At 43.8% G+C, this 18732-nt stretch carries 15 protein-coding genes; 9 read left to right on the forward strand and 6 right to left on the reverse strand.

The window, feature by feature from the left end; genetic code table 11:
* Positions 1 to 200 precede the first annotated feature (200 nt).
* Positions 201 to 2645: a phenylalanine--tRNA ligase subunit beta gene (gene pheT, locus QT984_RS23870; protein WP_333375117.1), complete on the forward strand. Its 2445-nt coding sequence runs from the start codon at positions 201 to 203 to the stop codon at positions 2643 to 2645.
* 156 nt (positions 2646 to 2801) lie between these two features.
* Here the strand turns inward: pheT and QT984_RS23875 are convergent, their stop codons facing one another.
* Positions 2802 to 3371, reverse strand: coding sequence for a Uma2 family endonuclease (locus tag QT984_RS23875; RefSeq protein ID WP_333053900.1), 570 nt, complete (start codon positions 3369 to 3371; stop codon positions 2802 to 2804).
* Positions 3372 to 3535: 164 nt separating this feature from the next.
* Here QT984_RS23875 and QT984_RS23880 point away from each other — a divergent pair, with 164 nt between their 5' ends.
* From QT984_RS23880 to QT984_RS23890, 3 genes are read left to right on the forward strand one after another with little or no spacing between them, the layout of a single operon-like run.
* Positions 3536 to 3805 (forward strand): YciI family protein, encoded by a 270-nt coding sequence (locus QT984_RS23880; protein ID WP_333210883.1) that lies wholly within the window; start codon positions 3536 to 3538, stop codon positions 3803 to 3805.
* A 13-nt stretch (positions 3806 to 3818) separates the two neighbouring features.
* Complete coding sequence (locus QT984_RS23885; protein ID WP_333262945.1) at positions 3819 to 6854, forward strand: hypothetical protein; 3036 nt, start codon at positions 3819 to 3821, stop codon at positions 6852 to 6854.
* On the forward strand, positions 6844 to 10506 hold the full coding sequence (locus QT984_RS23890; RefSeq protein ID WP_333375119.1) for a helicase-related protein: 3663 nt from the start codon (positions 6844 to 6846) through the stop codon (positions 10504 to 10506). Before QT984_RS23885 ends, QT984_RS23890 begins: the two co-directional genes overlap by 11 nt.
* Positions 10507 to 10726: 220 nt before the next feature.
* On the opposite strand, the gene QT984_RS23895 is transcribed toward QT984_RS23890, so the two are convergent.
* The gene (locus QT984_RS23895; RefSeq protein ID WP_445243064.1) at positions 10727 to 12094 is read right to left on the reverse strand and encodes a metal ABC transporter substrate-binding protein; all 1368 of its coding nucleotides are present in this window, start codon (positions 12092 to 12094) and stop codon (positions 10727 to 10729) included.
* A gap of 102 nt (positions 12095 to 12196) precedes the next feature.
* Here QT984_RS23895 and QT984_RS23900 point away from each other — a divergent pair, with 102 nt between their 5' ends.
* A complete protein-coding gene (locus QT984_RS23900; RefSeq protein WP_333210889.1) occupies positions 12197 to 13006 on the forward strand; it encodes a metal ABC transporter ATP-binding protein in 810 nt (269 codons plus the stop codon).
* A 28-nt stretch (positions 13007 to 13034) separates the two neighbouring features.
* Here QT984_RS23900 and QT984_RS23905 read toward each other — a convergent pair whose 3' ends face one another.
* The gene (locus QT984_RS23905; protein WP_333210891.1) at positions 13035 to 13280 is read right to left on the reverse strand and encodes a hypothetical protein; all 246 of its coding nucleotides are present in this window, start codon (positions 13278 to 13280) and stop codon (positions 13035 to 13037) included.
* A gap of 133 nt (positions 13281 to 13413) precedes the next feature.
* On the opposite strand from QT984_RS23905, the gene QT984_RS23910 reads away from it, so the two are divergent.
* Both QT984_RS23910 and QT984_RS23915 read left to right on the forward strand, forming a co-directional pair.
* On the forward strand, positions 13414 to 14310 hold the full coding sequence (locus QT984_RS23910) for a metal ABC transporter permease (RefSeq protein WP_333275202.1): 897 nt from the start codon (positions 13414 to 13416) through the stop codon (positions 14308 to 14310).
* Between the two features lie 361 nt (positions 14311 to 14671).
* Positions 14672 to 15130 carry a peroxiredoxin gene (locus QT984_RS23915; protein ID WP_333053911.1) on the forward strand — a complete coding sequence of 153 codons (459 nt, stop codon included), beginning with the start codon at positions 14672 to 14674 and terminating at the stop codon, positions 15128 to 15130.
* 322 nt (positions 15131 to 15452) lie between these two features.
* On the opposite strand, the gene QT984_RS23920 is transcribed toward QT984_RS23915, so the two are convergent.
* Positions 15453 to 15893, reverse strand: coding sequence for a hypothetical protein (locus QT984_RS23920; RefSeq protein WP_333210898.1), 441 nt, complete (start codon positions 15891 to 15893; stop codon positions 15453 to 15455).
* 445 nt (positions 15894 to 16338) lie between these two features.
* Positions 16339 to 16992, reverse strand: a complete 654-nt coding sequence (gene hpf, locus QT984_RS23925; protein ID WP_333053915.1) for a ribosome hibernation-promoting factor, HPF/YfiA family — start codon at positions 16990 to 16992, stop codon at positions 16339 to 16341.
* Between the two features lie 152 nt (positions 16993 to 17144).
* Here hpf and lipB point away from each other — a divergent pair, with 152 nt between their 5' ends.
* Positions 17145 to 17828, forward strand: a complete 684-nt coding sequence (gene lipB / locus QT984_RS23930) for a lipoyl(octanoyl) transferase LipB (RefSeq protein WP_333262935.1) — start codon at positions 17145 to 17147, stop codon at positions 17826 to 17828.
* Between the two features lie 63 nt (positions 17829 to 17891).
* Here the strand turns inward: lipB and QT984_RS23935 are convergent, their stop codons facing one another.
* Positions 17892 to 18113, reverse strand: coding sequence for a helix-turn-helix transcriptional regulator (locus QT984_RS23935; RefSeq protein ID WP_333262932.1), 222 nt, complete (start codon positions 18111 to 18113; stop codon positions 17892 to 17894).
* 221 nt (positions 18114 to 18334) lie between these two features.
* Here QT984_RS23935 and QT984_RS23940 point away from each other — a divergent pair, with 221 nt between their 5' ends.
* Complete coding sequence (locus QT984_RS23940) at positions 18335 to 18568, forward strand: hypothetical protein (protein ID WP_333053920.1); 234 nt, start codon at positions 18335 to 18337, stop codon at positions 18566 to 18568.
* Positions 18569 to 18732 lie beyond the last annotated feature (164 nt).

Raw genomic sequence — 18732 nt, forward strand, 5'->3', positions numbered from 1 at the left:
ACTCATCCCCCAGTAGACATCTACCTTTGGGCCGATCGCTCGTTTTTGCTTATGTATACCGCAAAACTATTGACAAATTTAAATTATTATGGTAGTAAAGGCTTTGCCGAATCAATTCTGTGACTGCACAGTCGAAGCCTGCCGGCGCAGACTAATGACTAATAACTACCGATCGCTGACAACTAACTACTGACTAAATTATGCGTATTTCTCTAAACTGGCTGCGGGAATTGGTGGATGTGTCGATATCCCCGGAAGAATTAGCCGAAACCCTGACAATGGCCGGGTTTGAAGTCGAAGATATCGAAGACCGCCGCCCGTGGGCAAGCGGTGTAGTTTTGGGCAAAATCATCGCCTGCGAACAGCATCCGAATGCAGACAAATTGAGAGTTTGTCAAGTGGATGTCGGCTCTGGTGAAGCTTTGAATATTGTTTGCGGCGCACCCAACGCTAGAGCAGACATTTACGTGCCTGTCGCTGTTGTCGGCACTTATTTATCGACTATTGATTTAAAGATTAAACCTGCTAAATTGCGGGGCGTTCCTTCCGAAGGAATGATTTGTTCCCTGGCAGAATTGGGACTATCTAAAGAGTCAGCCGGGATTCACATTTTTGAGTTAGAAAATCCCGAATTGGGCAGCGATATTCGCCCGCTTTTGGGTTTAGATGACGTGATTTTAGACTTGACAGCAACGGCCAACCGGGCTGACGCTTTGAGCATGGTGGGTGTAGCGCGGGAAGTGGCGGCGCTGACTGGGGCGAGTTTGAGAATTCCCGAAGCGAATGGTGTGGCGATTGAGGGCAAAGAAACTCCTGGTTTGGCAGTAGAAATATCCGAACCGCAAGGATGCCCGATTTACATCGGCACGGCAATTGAAGGTGTGAAAATTGCTGCTTCTCCAGCTTGGTTGCAGCAGCGGTTGCAGGCGGCGGGAGTGCGGCCAATTAATAATGTAGTTGACGTAACTAATTACATTTTGCTGGAATGGGGACAACCGCTGCACGCTTTCGATCGCGATCGCCTACAATCTTTCACGGGTACTCAAGATATCAGCATCGGCGTCCGCTTTGCTTCATCAGGGGAATCCTTCAAAACTTTGGACGGACAAAACCGCAATTTGCAAGCTCAAAATCTGTTAATTACGGCTAGCGACAAACCTGTTGCCTTAGCTGGGGTAATGGGTGGCGAAGATACGGAAGTTCACGAAGGAACGCAAAATTTAGTTTTGGAAGCCGCGATTTTTGACCAGGCAACGATTCGCCGTTCTGCGCGCGCTCAAGGCCTGCGGAGCGAGGCTTCGATCCGCTACGAACGGGGGGTGAATCAGGCGGCCTTGACGACGGCCTGCAACCGCGCTGTTGCCCTAATTTTGGAGTTGGCTGGAGGCACTGCGACGGTGCAGAAAACGGCGAGTTCGGGCGAGGATTTGAGTTTTTCGCGATCGCTCGAATTGCGTTTAGACCGAGTAAATCTGGTTTTGGGGCAGTTGAAAAGAGGACAAACGGGCGGTTCTAAATATCTGGAACCGGAAGAGGTAAAAAATATTCTGACAGCCTTGGGATGCGAAGTTGTTCCAACGGAAAAAGAACGGGTGTTTGGGATAACTGTTCCTCCTTACCGTTACCGCGATTTAGAAAGGGAAATTGACTTAATTGAAGAAGTTGCCAGACTCCACGGTTATGACAATTTCTGCGATACTTTGCCCAGCAAAACGGAACCCGGTTATCTGTCACCGGAATACGCGGCAATTCGGAATGTGCGATCTGCTTTTCGGGCGGCCGGTTTGACGGAGTTGATGCACTATTCTTTGGTGAAAACAGAGGGAGACAATCAGGTGGTGCTGGCGAATCCGCTGTTTGTGGAGTATTCGGCTTTGCGGACAGAAATGCTGTCGGGTTTGATTGATGCTTTCCAGTACAATTTGGAACAGGGAAATGGCGCACTAAACGGTTTTGAAGTCGGCCGCATTTTCTGGAAAGATGGGGATGCAATGAAGGAAGCCGATGCAGTTGCGGGGATTATCGGCGGCGATCCGACTGTGTGGAAATGGCAGCAGGGAGGGCGCGATCGACCTTTGACTTGGTTTGAGGCAAAAGGTATTTTGGAAAGCGCATTTCAAGAGTTGGGTTTGTCGGTGGAATATCAAAGCGATTCCTCTAATACACGCTTGCATCCTGGCCGCACGGCTGCGTTATCGTTAAACGGGAAACATTTAGGGGTTTTTGGACAGTTGCACCCGCAATTGCAGCAGGAAAAGGATTTGCCTGAGCAGGTTTACGTGTTTCAATTAGATTTAGCGGTGCTGTTGGGTGAATTAGGGCGATCGCACAACTTAACTCGCAAATTCGCGAATTATTCGAGTTTCCCCGCTTCTGACAGAGACATTGCGTTTTTCGCACCGATTGAAGTTCCGGTTGTTGAGATGCAGAGTGCGATGAAAAAGGCGGCGGGTAGTTTGCTGGATTCAGTGGAATTGTTCGACGAATATCGGGGCGACAACGTACCGGCGGGACAGCGCAGTTTGGCTTTTCGGTTAATTTACCGCGCGGGCGATCGAACTTTGAGCGAAACCGATGTCGAACCGGCCCAACAAAAAGTGCGCGATGTTTTAGTTGAGAAATTCGGCGTTAGTTTGAGAAGCTAATTGTAGGGGCGGTGCTAAAAGTGCCTGCCCTCTCTCGATTTCTTACACGCAAAGACTAAGAAACCGGGTTTCTTCCAAGATGTACCGCCATCAACCAACTATTAACAGAGAAACCCGGTTTCTGTGGCCAAGCGAGTCCTAAATTTGTTGAACAAGTTAATAACTTAACGGCCGCAACATCTCCCGCACAAAAAAAGAACTATCAGGAAACCGCAAAAGAGAAATACTATCACCATCCGCAAGAATCACCCGACTTTGATAACCATCCTGACTCGGTTCTCGAAAAACGTGGAGTTGCCGATTATTCACATCCAAAACCCAATAATCAGTAATTCCCGACTCAGCATAAATTTTCGCTTTAATCCCGCAATCCGTTCTCAGCGTAGTATCCGCAACTTCAATAATCAGATAAATTTCTGAAGGAATTGGATGGTGGTCTTCATAGTAAAGTGGATCTGGTATAACTACAGAAATATCCGGTTCAGGTTGCGAGTAATTATTCATCCGAACCGGGTCTTGCAGCCGCACAAAAATCTGTTCTCCTAAACGGTTATCCAATAATATCTTCGTGCGCGCAATCGCCGCACCGTGAGCTGTTCCCTTTGCTGCCATCTTTACTATCTGTCCTGCTAGTAATTCCACCCGTTCATCTTCGTCAAAAATACCAATTTCCGTCATCCGGTCATATTCATGAACTGTCAGCAGACGAATGTCTAATAAAGTCATAGTAACCTCCTTCTCTCTAACAAACCTCTCTCTTCTTCCCCTCTCTTCCTCAGCGACCTCTGCGCCCTCTGCGGTTAATCAATTTTACCCTATAAAAACTCGTCAAATCCTGCTACTATTATTGTACAATAACTTTTAAACAAATTCATCTAAGGCTAAAAAATATGACCAAATATGTGATGTGGGGAAGTTACTGCGAAGACGTTCTCGAAAAACGCGCTCCGTTTCGAGACGCTCATTTAGCCGGATTGGCTAAGCAGAAGGAATCGGGCGTGTTAAGTACGATCGGGCCTACAAAAGATTTAACAAAAGTTTTTGCAATTTACGAAGCAGAAGATGAGGCGGCCGTGCGAGAATTGGTGGAAGCCGATCCTTATTGGGTAAATGGGGTTTGGACTGAGTACGATGTGAAAGAGTGGATTCAAGCTTTTTAAAGGAGTTAACAGGGTGAACATCTTAAGATTGGATGCCAGCGATTTAGTGCCAGTAGACTATGGCGATTTGCTGGACAAGATTTTAGAAACATTGCAGACTAAAAACCCGTTTAGCGTATCAGAAGACAGCCGCCGCTTGCTAATTGATATTGACACCATTGCTGCGGATGTTTCCAACAAGCAAGTGCGGCAACCCTTGGGTTCTTTTGAACCCCAAGCAGATTCTGCCACTGTTAACTTACCGCCGGAAATTGAGGAGCGTTTTGGCAGTCAAGTTAGACAGATTCAACAGTGTTTGCGGCAGCAATTAGAATCTAAACTGCCTCAAAATACCTCGATTGAAAGGTTTGTCGCTAGTTTGATTAGTCCCTTAGACTCACCCTATTTTCGCGGAAACGGCCAAGAGTTAGGCTTTAAATACGATTTTGGCACCCGCCACACTTCTTTACAAAAAGAAAGGCTAACTTTGGAAAGCCGAGGTACTGGAAGCCATGCAGCTTTAAAATTGCATAAATTGACCGTTGCCGTCCGAAATACTGATATTTTTGAACAAGAACTCAAGCAGGGTTTGCAAAACTATATCAATGAAAATGCCGAGACTAGCAGTGAGAAAGAAGACCTTAACCACCGTCTTGATGAGATGGTTAAAAATCCTGACTCGGATTTTCACAAATTAATCCGACTGGTAGATAAAGAAACTTTGGGGAAAATTAACAAAGAAGCTAAGATTATTTATTTGGACTATCTGCTAGAACACATTCGCGATAGCAGTACAGATACTGTAGGAATCATCTACTTACAAGACTTGATTCGTCGCCTCAGATTGATAGAAGATTATATCAACGATCCAAGTAAATCTGATGGCGATCACGAGGTTAATTATGCTGGTATTAGAGTTAATTACAGAGAGATATTTGCGAGAGCGGAAGCCTTAGATTTTCTGCCAATTATTGCCATTGTAGAAGGTTATTTGGGAGAAAGTACCGACAATGCTCGTAACGAACGTAAGTTTATTTTTGGACTCAAAGTCAAATTTGATAACTCAGTTCAAGCGCGCGGTGGAAAAGATGTATTTGAATATTATCTAAATCTGCTAAATCCAGACAGTGAAGAACATCAAGCAGAATTTGCCGAAGATGTTAATAGCGAAACCTTCGTCCGCAAGGTGTTTAAAATAGCATTACTATACTATTTTGTGTTTGCTTCCCGCAGCAATCCACTAGCAAAAGATTACGATCCTGAATCTGAGTTCAATTATCAGCCGATCGCCATATTTGAGCAAAGAGTATTGCCAGTCCTACAAGGTTCTGATGATGAGGCAAAAAGAGAGCTATTTCGCAACTTTATTAAAGGATTTAATCAGTTTAATATAAAGCACAAAATTACGCATCTGAGAAGAATGCTAAAAGGCTTTCTGGAGCGTCAAACAATTTTACCAACCCGAACAGAAACGCGACACGTAAACCTCAAAATTGGTCTGGTAGAGGATATTGACAATATTTTGACTACTGGTAAATTTTTTAATGAAATTATGGAGCGAAATTACAAGCAAACGCTCCATTATATTACCGTCAAAGATCCTAGTGTCGATGAAAGATCTATTTGTCAGCTACCAGTCAATATCACCATAGAAGATGTCCGCTATTTTCCTACTGATGAACGCCAAAATTTCAGCATGGAATACAATATCCAAGATGTCGATGTTTTGCCTGTAGCTTCAGTTCCCGAAAGTCGGATGAGTGCATATAACAATTTTTTCAAGCAGTATAAGTTGCTGTTATTCCGGTATAACAACAGACGACTAGACAGCGGTGATAAAGGTTTACAACCTGCCGCGATTTTTGTATATAAGTTTACCATGCTGCTGCTGTCCTATATCTGTCTGAGGATATTGCTTGAAAATACTGCGGGCAACTTATTTATTCCGATGGTGAGACTTCACGAAGGCGACGACAAAAACCCTTCGCCGTCAGAAAAATTTATGGCCAATCTTTCCAAAACGTTGTCTCATGTTTTGAGTCAAAAACAACGCTCAACTTCTCAAGGATTTCGGATTAGAAAAACGCCCAATGGTTTCACAATTCGTAACGGCTTGAGTTCCCTGTATTCAATCCTTCCTAAAAAGTTTCGCTTCGACGACAATGTTCAGCTAGCTTCCGAGTTAGACAAGTTAGCAATTATTGTTGTTTCCAGTCGAGATAGTGATGCGAAAAAAGGTAATCAAAACCGCTTCCAAAGACAAGCTAGTTTAATCGGAGAAGTTGTCGGTATCAATCGCCTAGACGATAGCACAATTCAAGTTGAAATGCTGAAAACACTTTCCGAAAATTACAGTGTCAGTCGTCTTTATTCTGAGCCGTTAATCCTTGAAGATGTCATGAGCCAGCTTTATCAGCAAGGATATCGAAATTTCGCATATATTTCCCAAGCACCTTACATGAGTAGGTTGCATATTACCAAGACTGAGGAAGATGAGGAATTGTCTTTCATGTCAAAAAAATTGCTCCGAACTTTGAAAGGAGAGCGCCGAGATATCAAAATTTATCCGATATTCTTTGACAAATACTATGTCCGCAGTTTCCTCGGCGATAAGGGAAAATCCTTTTATATTCAGGATGCAATGGAGCTTGAAAGCTTGTTTGCAGATACCAGTCAGCAAGCTGTGATGTTTTTCAACTTGTTTAACGGAATTAGAGTCAGGGAGGAAAAAAACTTTTATAACGGTGTGATTTCTTACTCGACTCTGTTGAATATCTATCAAGGTATCCTAGACGATCAAGATATTCGTGAAGGTTTGATTTATGATGGTGCAATCAAAAATACTTTGCTACATTATCTAACAATATTCCACTTTTCTCGGTATGAAGCTCGTCACAATATTAGTTTAAAACTTGACCCCTACGAGCGAATTATTGGCGATGAATCGGTTGGTGCTTTGTCTATATTTAGTCATGCTGGCGGTAGCACAGATTTTAATTCCCTGGCATTTTTGAATAAGGTAAGAGAAGTATTGAATGTCGGTGAGGGAGGTATTAATCATGATTGGTGAAGATTTTGGGCGGCTGTTTGAGGTGGGATTTAATATCGGGATTCTGGCATATATTCAGCGGGAAAATATAGCTCATAATTTTGGTGATTCCTATCGTCTAGATTTGCATAAACTCAAATTGCCAAAGATGATGGCGGAAATTACCAGAGAAGCTAATTTGCTCGGTAGTTTGGATGGTAAAATTGTTGAAAAATGGAGCTTATTTTTTGTTCAAAAAGGCTTTTTGGGTGGGTTAAATTTTTTCCGGGAGTACATCAAATCTACTGGCTGGAATTTAAAGTTGGTGAATATTTTGTACTGTCAGTGCAGTTTTAGCGATGCTAACAGTATCAGAACTTATAATAAGGATGCAAAAGCAGGATTTAAAGAGGTATTATCTCAGTTAAAAACTGCGAAACCCAATTTATCAGGCGATGAGATTAACTCCTACATCCGTCGCTACAAGGAAAAAGGCGAGTTTTTGCAAGCTGATACCCTGATTTTGTTACAGAATGGTAAGGATTTTAGAATTCTGTGCGTTGATTTATCTGTGTTTACTCCCCCGTTGACTTCGGAAAAAGTCGAGAATCTGAACGAAATAGAGGTGATGCGGAAGTCTTTGCTCAGAGAAATTAGCTATTTGCGATCGAAAAGTGTTTTTTCTAATCTGCGAATCGATACTAGCACTTTAGGTGTTGATTTCTCCGAGGATTTAAAACGCTATTTTACGGCTTTTAAGTATAAGGATAAGGAAAGCGCTAAGTTGATTCAGGCGGGTAGCTACGCTCACAGCTTCTACGGTTTTCTGCAAACAACTGGTATTATTCCTCATGATGCTGAGGTTTTGTTGAATGTTGTCGGTTATAGCGATCGCAATATTAGCGCTATTTCCCTACGCAAGGACAAAATTAAGTTATTAGCAACTTGTGCCCAAATTTACCAGAATGAAGCGAAAGGTAAAGAGATTAGCGATGCTCGCAGCGAAGTTTTGGATGTTGTTCAACTAAACGCGGCTCGCAGTTTTAAAGAAGGCAAAAATTTTGTTGATGCTCTGTTAGGAATTGGTAAAAATGTCACTGAACCTGTACCTCATACAGAGCGGATTGATAATTTTGCTAATTCCATAGATATTATATCAGATAAACTGGCAAATGATTTGCAAATCGATCGCGGATTACATCTGAGAAATGCTCATGCTCAATTGATTGTGAAAGCGCTTCAATCTGATGAAAGTTATATCTTTTTGACGGGGAATCCGGGAATTGGGAAAACAACTGCGATCGCCAATTTCCTAAGCAGCCATATCGACGACGGTTTCTTATTTCTGTACGTCAGTCCCCGCAAGCAAGTAAACTTGGATATTATCGAAAAATTCAAAGATAAAAATACTGGTTTGCTGTGCGACGATCGATTATTTTGTATCAACACTAACGCCGATATCATCAAAAGTAATTCAGGACACTGTACCGTCAAGTACGCATCGAATAGCTATCGCAAAGATTTCACCAAAAAAACTGTTCGCTACCTCAAGGATAATTCAGAAATTCAGAGGAAGGAATATCATCAATCAGAACTTGAAAAAAAGGGAGAAACAGTAATTAAACCCATTAATCCCAAAGGAAATGGAGTGCTTAAGAGCATTTGCGAAGGTATATACGCGCTGATAAATTGCCAGGTATCTAATAATATCGTAGCTACCGTTTCTATTCAATCGGTGAAGATGAAAGAAAACCGACAAAATACCCTAGAGCATTTAGATAAAATTTTTCAAGATACTTACAATAAAGTCGCCAAAAAAGTTATAGCGGGGAAAATGCAAGAAATCTCCAGCCGCATCAAACATATTTTCATTATGATAGATGAAATTACGGGAGATGATGGTGGGGTTGAGTTTTTAGCCGGAATTGCTAAGATTGTCAAAAAACATGAGTTACACAAGCTGGAACATGGTTTTAATACTAAAATTATTGTCGCAGATGCTTCGATTGTGGACTGCGATGTGATTAAACAGCACCTTGATAACACGTCACCGGAACCGGACAAAATCTATTTTAAAAAGTTAGCGAAAGATTCGGAAGAAATTCAACCTTTACAAGTTATTCCTTTTAAATTTAACAATCTAGCTGCAAAGGTGATTAATGCGAATTCCTACCCTGCGCGCAGTTTAGAGATAACTTATAAGGTATTTGTCGAAACTGTTAAATACAGTGAAGATGCGCCTCTAAAACAAAATAGTAATTTAGTAAAGCGGGTACAATCTGAAATAATTGAGGATATCAATCAGCGATTAGCAATCCCCGGTGTGGAACAAATTATAGTATATATTCAAAACAAGCAAAGATTAGCCGAATTAATTGAAAAAATTAAAGCTAGTCGCGAAAAGTTTGAGCAGTTTACCGATTATCTGGAAATTCACGCGAATATCTCGGAAGAGGAGAAAGAAAAAATACATAAATACAAAAATACAGCTAAAGTAATCTTTATGACTGCATCGGGAAGTCGCGGACTTTCTTTCCCAAAAACTAAGCATATTTTAGTGGATATTCCCCGCTTCCAAATTGAGAAAAATCTGATGGAAATCATACAGGTGATTTATCGGGGACGCGGAGAATATGACAACGGTAAAACCCTTGATGGTGAAGACAAAGAATTAGTTTTTTACCTATCTGATACCGCAGTTTATTACGCTGATGATGCGGAACTTTCCCTGCAAGAAAGCAAATTGAGTTTGTTGAATTTATTGCTAATTCTGAAGACGGCGGTGATGACGCGAATTTCGGGATACGGTTATTTAGGTAGGGAAAAGTTTTTGATGATTCCCATCGGCGGTAAGTCGGTTTCCGCAGTTGGGGATACTTTTAGCAGCAAAATGGCTTCTCTAATTAAGACATTAAAGAGCGAGAGCCAGCGAGGCAATATGTTGTTTAAGGAGGTTTATACGAGCCTGGAACAGCTTTTGAGTCGCGGGGATTATGTTTTGAAAAATTCTGATAATTCTCGTCAAAAGAGCGATTTTTATCTGGAAATGCGGGACGATTTTAATCGTAAGTTTTTGGAAAAGTGCAATCCTCTTGATGGTTTGTTGAGCTATGATAATTTAGAACTCGGTCATGTTTGCGGTAGTTTGTTGCTCGTACCTCTAGCTAAGCAAAATTTGGTAGAAACGTACCAGATTCGGCTTCATCGAGAAATTAAGGAATGTCTAGAGAAGAAGTTGCTGGACAAAATGTATCGAATTAGGGATAGCGATTCGTCCCCGGAGAATGTACGATCGGCCATTAGAGGAGGTGCGATCGAGCTTTTGCAATTTCTCAACAGCGAAGTCGAGAAAACTCAGTATTTTGAAGAGCAGAGTCAGCAGTTCGATCGCTATTATGCCATACCGCTGTTTGCTTTTGTCAGCGGGGAGGAAATGCAGGAGTATTTTGCTGACAGCCAACTGGAAGAACCGGAAGACAGGCGGTTTCGGGATATTTTGTCGGCTTATGTGCGATCGATCTACCCTATAGACAGTGTAATGCCGATCGGACACAAGTATCGAGATTTCCCATTTATCGTGTTTAGAAGCTACAGTTTAGAGCAAAGTCGAGAAAAGATTTTTACAGATAAATATCTTTTAAGTTCCAACGAATTGAACGTGCTCAATTTAATTTTGTCGAAGCAGGTAAACTGAAACTTGTAGGTGCGTCAGACTATTTTAGATTTTAGATTTTAGATTTTAGATTGGGAATCAAGGATGACCGAAAGCATCAGGATACAAGCCCCCGGATTCATCCGTCCAGAAATAGAAAACCTGTATCCGATAAACACGCCCCCCAATTTATCCGTGGGGTCAAGGCTTCAATCTAAAATCTAAAATCTAAAATCTAAAATCGATTGACGCACCCTACTTGCTACTTGCTAACTTCAAACGGCGTGTATTTCCCCCCCAAAGCTTCGACGATGGCGCGAGTATTAGCCGACATCATTTTCACATAAGAATCACCCTCGCTTCCGGGGGTTCCAATCGAATCCGAATAAAGTTGCTGCGCCGCCAATTTCACCCCCGCTTCCTCCGCCACTGTTCTAATCAGTTGCGGGTTAATTGTAGTTTCGGCAAAAATAGCAGGAACTCCCGCAGCTTTCACCGATTCTACTAACTTTTGCACCGTTTGAGCGCTCGGCTGTTCCTCGGTACTAATCCCGATCAAACTGTTAGCCTCTCCCAATCCGTAGGCGCGGCTGTAATATTGAAAAGCATCGTGACTTGTGACTAATTTGCGCTGATTTTCGGGAATAGTTTTAATCTGTTGTTCTATCCAACTATCCAAGCGTTTTAACTCTTCAGTAAGTTTCACAGCATTCTGCGTAAACTTCTCCCGATCTTCCGGCGACAGTTCGATTAGCGCATCCCGAATCGCTTCCACCATTTGAACGGCATTTTCCACATTTCCCCAAACGTGCGGATCGGGTACGGTATTACCTTCTTTATTCAGTAGCAAAGGCTTGACAACTTCCCCCACTGCTAATTTCCTCGCCTTAATTCCGGCGGCATTCATCATCCTAATTAATCCCGGTTCCAAATTGTAACCGTTATACAAAATTAAGTTAGCTTGTTCTAAAGCTTGAGAATCTTTTGGCACCGGTTCGTAAACGTGAGGATCGGTTCCCGGCTGCAAAATTCCTGTTAGCTGAATTTCGTCGCCCGCTACTCGATCGGTCAAATCCTCAATAATTGTGCTGGTAGCAACTACCTTGGGTTTAGCATCTGCCTGTGGAGAGAGGCGATCGCCCTGGGTTTGAGCGCAACTAAATAAACCCACAGTCAAAATGCCGCAAGCAATAGTTCTAATCCAAAATGCCTTGGACTTGTCCCATCCAGGGGCGGCGGTTTCAATCCCCGACTCACGGCTAAACTCCCCTTTATCGGATTGCTTCACAATCGCCGTCGGTTTTAACTCACATCTTGCACCATTCTCAATAACTTGTTTAGGAACAGGCAAGATGCCTGTTCCACAGGAAAACTCACTCTTTGTGGAACGGGCATCTTGCCCGTTCTGGGCGGGCAGGATGCCCACCCCACAAGAAAACTCACTCTTTGTGGAACGGGCATCTTGCCCGTTCTTGACGGGCAGGATGCCCACCCCACCAGAAAACTCACTCTTTGTGGAACGGGCATCTTGCCCGTTCTTGAGAAGGGTGGAAGATATCAGTTTTAACCGACTTGAGATTTTCGCCGCCAAACCTATGGTTTGAGGGGTTTCGAGCTTGCACTGTCCCATTATCTACCTCTCGTGCGTTCCAGATTATTCCTATTTACCGATGATTTCATATTCTTTTCATTTTTACAGTAAACTTAATAAAAAGGAGATAGACTCACCGCCATGAATACCGCCGCCTTGCCCAACGAGAATCCTTGGTCTAAAATGGTTTGCCACCTCAAAGACAGCGCTACGGACACTGAAATTATCGCTGTTAAGCACTTAGCAGTAAACTACCGCACGGTAGAGGCACTCAGAGATATCAATCTTTCCGTCAAACCGGGAAGGCTGACGGGTATTATTGGCCCCAACGGTGCCGGCAAAAGCACCCTAATCAAAGCAATGTTGGGCTTAATTCCCGCCGATCGCGGCACTGTTACCTGGGGCGAAGAAGCGATCGCCGATCGACTCGAAACAGTAGCCTACGTGCCCCAGCGATCGCAAATTGACTGGAACTATCCCGCCACCGTTTGGGATGTCGTGATGATGGGAAGAGTCAGAAAAGCCGGATGGTTTCGCCGCTTCTCGGCAGCTAGCCGCCGCACCGCTGCCGATGCCTTAGAAAGAGTAGGCATGAGTGCTTACAAAGACAGACCGATCGGACAACTTTCTGGCGGACAGCAACAGCGAGTATTTCTAGCGAGAGCATTAGCCCAAGAAGCCGCTATTTTCTGCTTTGATGAGCCGTTTGTCGGCGTTGACCAAAAAACTCAAAATATTATTTTTGACATCTTCCACGAGCTAGCAAATGCCGGAAAAATAGTCTTAGTAGTCAACCACGACTTAGGCGAATCAATCACCAATTTTGACGATTTAATTTTGCTCAATACAGAATTGATTGCCGCTGGTTCCCGCCAAGAAGTCCTAACAAAAGAAAACCTTTACCGCGCCTACGGCGGACAAGTAATGTTCTTTGCCGGACAAGCAGCTTAATTAGCCAGCCCTCAATCGATTTTAGATTTTAGATTTTAGATTTTAGATTGACCCCGCGGATAAATGCGGGGGCTTGAGGATTTTCGATTTTCGATTTGGGATTCCACGGATAAATCACGTGGCGGGTACCACCTTTGAAATTATTGGTCATTAATCTAGGATTTACACTCTTGAACCAGGTTTTTTTGATAATCTTGAATTGGGCAACGATAAATCTCGGATCAAACTCACATCTTGCATCATTCTCAAGAACAGGCTTTTCGGCCTGTTCCACAAGAAAATTCACTCTTTGTGGAACAGGCCGAAAAGCCTGTTCCTAAAAAGCTTATTGAGAATGGTGCAACATCTCAGATCAAACCGGGTTAGTTTGGTTTTTAGTCATTAATTAACTGTGATTTTATAATTTTATGATACAAACCTTAATTGAGCCGTTACAGTACGGATTCATGCAGCGATCGCTCGTAATTGCCATTCTAGTCGGCATCGTCTGCGCGATCGTCGGCAGCTACCTAATGGTACAGCGGCTGGCCTTGCTCGGAGACGCCATCAGCCACTCGGTTTTGCCCGGATTGGCGATCGCATTTATCCTCGGAGCAAATATCTTTGTCGGCGCTTTCATTGCCGGAGTTTTGAGTACAGTAATCATAGCTTGGATCAAAGCTCGATCGACAATAAAAGAAGACGCCGCAATGGGCATCGTATTTTCGGCATTCTTCGCCCTCGGCATCACCCTAATTACGATCGTCCAAAAAGACAACAAAATCGACCTCAACCACTTTCTTTTCGGCAACATCCTGGGCGTTACCGCCCAAGATGCGATCGACACAGCCGTCATAGTCGCCGTAGTCTTATTAGTTGTAGTATTCTTTTACAAAGAACTGCTATTTTACACATTCGATCCATTAGGAGCGCAAGCAACAGGTTTACCAGTAAACCTGCTCAACTTCGGACTGATGGTACTCATCGCCCTCACAATAGTTGCCAGCCTCAAAGCCGTTGGCGTCGTGCTAGTCTTGTCCCTATTAATTACACCTGCAAGTACCGCCTATCTCCTAGTCACTCGTCTGCACCAAGTAATGATTTTAGGCGCAATAATCGGAGTTATTTCCAGCATTAGCGGAATGTATCTCAGCTACTTTTATAACTTGCCATCCGGCCCCGCAATAGTTTTAGTTGCATCGGGATTATTTGTGCTATCATTACTGTTCAGTCCGACTCAAGGAATCCTCACCCAGCCCCGCACACACTCCGGCCAAATTCCTCCAATATGGCGGGAATTAAAAAATTTAACCAAAGGCAGATAACAAATAACTTTGTAGTAACTCACATCTTGCACAATTCTCGCTTAACAGGCTTTCCGGCCTGTTCCACAAAGAGTGAATTTTCTTGTATAACAGGCCCTTAACAGGCTTTCCGGCCTGTTCCACAAAGAGTGAATTTTCTTGTGGAACAGGCCCTTAACAGGCTTTCCGGCCTGTTCCACAAAGAGTGAATTTTCTTGTGGAACAGGCCGAAAAGCCTGTTCATAAAAAGCTTATTGAGAATGGTGCAACATCTCAGATACTCCCGAATCGGGCGATCGCAACTGCGAACTATTGCTCAAAAAAACAGTACAATAACAAAAGTTAAAATTTCACGCAAACAGATCTACTAAGTTAAAAAAACATGAGCGTCAAAGTAGGAGACACCGCACCCGATTTTACCTTACCATCTCAAACTGGCACATCAGTCAGCCTCAAAGATTTTAAAGGTAAAAAAAACGTCATAGTCTACTTTTACCCCAAAGACGACACACCCGGATGCACGACTCAAGCTTGCGCTTTTCGAGATAGCTACGAAGTCTTCAAAGACGCAGGCGCAGAAGTCATAGGAATTAGCGAAGATACCCAACAATCGCACCAGCAATTTGCCACCAAATATCAGCTACCCTTTACACTGCTGAGCGATACTGGCAACAAAGTTCGGCAATTATATGGAGTTCCAGCTACCCTGTGGATTATGCCCGGTAGAGTAACTTATGTCATTGACAAAGAAGGCATTGTCAAGCATATTTTTGACTCGATGTTAGACTTCAAAGCACACGTTGCAGAAGCACTCAAAACTTTGGAAGCTATTAAAAGTTAGGTGGCGCGCGGGTGGCCAGAAACCGGGTTTTTTTACGAAAATGATTTGCTATCTAGCAGATTAGCTAAAAAACCCGGTTTCTTCGATATTGGCGCGAAAATCGCAGTGCAGGCCGCGCGTTTCCATTCAATTAGTTTCGCCAGCGAGTGGGGAGTTGGGCCAACAAATTTGGTGCGACCATTGCGCCGATGCAGGTCAGTTTCCATTCAATTAGTTTCCCCAGCCAGTGGGGAGCACCAACACAGATTATCAAACTTGACCCCAGAGTTAACAAACTTTCCATTCAATTAGTTTCCCCAGCGAGTGGGGAGTGTCACGTTGTTCAATCGATTGGGCTAATCTTAAGCCGGAGTTTACCATTCGCCTCAATTTCTATATCTACATGATGCCTTCCGCTTGATGTCGCAACAGCAACAGTTCCAGCTAAGGCTCCGATACCAGCGCCAACTGCTGCTCCAACAGGGCCACCAACTATAAATCCAAGAATAGCACCTGCACCAGCACCAGCAAAAATATAGAGGGCAGAGTAGTTAATTGTAGTAACTCCAGCAGAAGAAGGGATGAATGCGCCTGTAGCTATATTTACCCACTCTCCCGATTTGTTCTTGTGTAACTCAAAAATGGTTTTTAACTTCTCTGGAAGGTCTGAATATCGCTCGTAGTCTGTAATAACTTCAACTTGCTCACTTTGCTCCAAGGCTGTCTTTAGCTCACGATAAAACATTTCTGTATCTGAGAAAACTAACTTCCGCATACATTCCATTCAATTAGTTTCACCTCCATTCTACACCCCAGACAGCGCAAGGAGTCTAGAGGGATATCTGCGACACCCGCGACAAAAAATTAAGGAACGGCCCAGGGACAGTTTTGGCAAGCTGCTGTATGTTAATTATCAGATAGATTTGCCCGATCGCTCAGAGAACGAATTCAGTCTGTGGGTGCAAAGATATATGGATAGCCCCCAAGTGCTTTCCCCGCCGAGTTTGGTAGAAAAACACCGACAAGCAGCGAAAGATTTAGTCGCGAGATACAGCTAGCTGGTAAAGACAGATTTTACCACTTGTTCGTAGTCAGCACCTCAGTCATGATTCTCTAAAAAACCAAGAAAGGACTAAAGTCCTTACTAAAAACTCGTGGTTCGTAGTAAGGACTTTAGTCCTTTTTTGCTAACGACTTGCAGCCATTAACAATTAGCACTCAGCAATTATCTAGCTTTTTGCAACACTCGATTTTTCAGATGTAGCGCTTTCGGCAGTTTTGCCATTTTTGCTATTACCGTTACCGTTGCTGTGCCGGGGTTGGATAACTCCATAGCCACCGTGAGTCTTGCGTTCGTAGAGTACGTTAATTTCGTCTGTTTCCGCATTACGGAACATATAGAAATCGTGATCGATAATCTGCAATTGTTCCAAAGCTTGTTGCACAGTCATTGGAGGCATAGCAAAATACTTAGTCCGTACCACCTCAGCAGGAAGTTCGGGAGTTCGATCGCCAATTAGATCCGCTACTACAGGATGTTCTTCAACTGCCGTAACCGTTTTAACACTACTCTGGATTTTGTTGTCGTGGCGTTTTTCCTTAAATTTCCGCAGTTGACGAGCTATCTTGTCGGCAACCAAATCTATGCTGGCATACAGGCTTTCCGTGCTTTCTTCAGCCCGAATAACGCTGCCGTTAGCATAAATTGTCACCTCAGCAGTCTGCTTAGGATTGATCCTGGGATTACGAGCCACCGATAGATGTATGTCCACTTCTGTAGTCAAATTTTGAAAATGGCTAACTGCCTTTTCCACCTTTTGATTGACGTACTCGCGAATCGCATCGGTGATTTCTATATTTTTACCCTGGATAACAAGCTTCATAGAGCTCCCTCCCTTCTGTAACTTCGGTATATTTTATACAGTAGCACTATGTATTCTCGAAAACACTTATCTTCCAAATCTTTTATTATATGTTGACAATTCTTGATTTAAACTGCGCCAATATTCCGTAATAACACTATTGACTTTTTTGCATGATTTCTCCTCTCATCCCTCAACAGTTAAATGCACAACCCTGCTTACTCCTCGATTGGGGACAAGTTCCCTACTCCCAAGCTTGGGAAATCCAGCAAAAACTGGTGCAAGAACGCCGCGACAAGCCAGATTTGCCAGATGTCCTGATTTTGCTGGAACATCCGCCGGTTTACACTTTGGGAATGGGAGCAAAGCTGGAATTTCTGAAATTTGACCCAAGCCAAACTGGGGCGGAACTGCACCGAGTTGAGCGGGGCGGCGAGGTGACTTACCACTGTCCGGGCCAATTGGTGGGCTATCCGATTTTAAATTTGCGCCGTCACCAGCCTGATTTGCACTGGTATTTGCGGCAGTTGGAGGAAGTGCTGCTGGGGGTGCTGGAAGTTTTGGGGTTGAAGGGTTCGCGGGTTCCCGGTATGACTGGGGTTTGGGTGGATGGGTGCAAGGTAGGTGCGATCGGCATTAAAGTCAGCCGCTGGATTACGATGCACGGTTTTGCTTTAAATGTTTGTCCCGATCTCGCAGGCTTTGGGCAAATTGTACCTTGCGGGATTCCCGATCGACCTGTTGGCAGTTTAGAGCAGTTTATCCCCGGAATTGAGGTCGATCGAGTGCGATCGATCCTTGTCGCTGAGTTTGCTCGCGTTTTTGCAGTGGAAATTGTGCGATTCCCTACGGGATAGCTTCGCTTCACGAATGTGTAGGGTGCGTCGCTGTCAACACTACTAACTATCGCAGTCGGTTTTTTAAGTGCGATCGGGCTGGTCTTCCTCATACACCATTAAATCGCCCGGTTGGCAGTTTAGTGCTTTGCACAGAGCATCAAGAGTTGTTTCATCAATTCTTGTCAGCCGGCGGCGGGTTTTGATTTTAGAAACAGATGTTGGGTGCATCCCAACTCTAGCCGCCAATTCTTTATTGCTGATATTGCGATCGGCCATTACAACTGCCAATTTCCAACGGATCACTGCGGGTGCTCAACTACTAGCCAGGACTTTGCAAGGTGATGTTAGCATCCTGCAACCTTCACTAACACGTGTGTTGCCGTATCGGCAATATTTTTAGTCGTATCGCTTGACTTGCAGCAGCGAATGAACTATGCTGAGGATGTCCAAACGGAAAAGCTATCGCCCCTTGGCCTCGAAAACTCAAGGGCGATAGCTATCCGACTATTGTGTAGTTAAAACTCATGATATCACAGCCAAAGTCAGTTCCCGAACTCCTGCGCGAAGAAATTCCCGACGCACCCACCGGCAAGCAACCGATCCGATTGTTGATTTGCGGGATTCCCAAAGGAGTCGAAAGCCTCATCAATCTGCTGCACGTTTTGGGTTTTGCAGAAGTTGGTGAATGGAGCCCGCCTTTACCGTCCCCGATCGCAGGCGAAGTAATGCGGATTTTAACCCGTTACTGGAAAGAATAATTTTTCAGGGCGATCGCCCTTTATTGAGCCAAGTGCGATCGCTCTTAAATTATCAAAAACATCAGGCTTAATTCTCGACCCAATCACTTAGGAATGATAATTAAATAACTTCCACAAGTTTGTGGGATGGGCGTCCCGCCCGTCCAAAAAGGACGGGCGGGACG

Source organism: Microcoleus sp. Z1_B2, assembly GCF_036700325.1.
In the GTDB taxonomy this organism is placed as follows: Bacteria; Cyanobacteriota; Cyanobacteriia; order Cyanobacteriales; family Microcoleaceae; genus Microcoleus.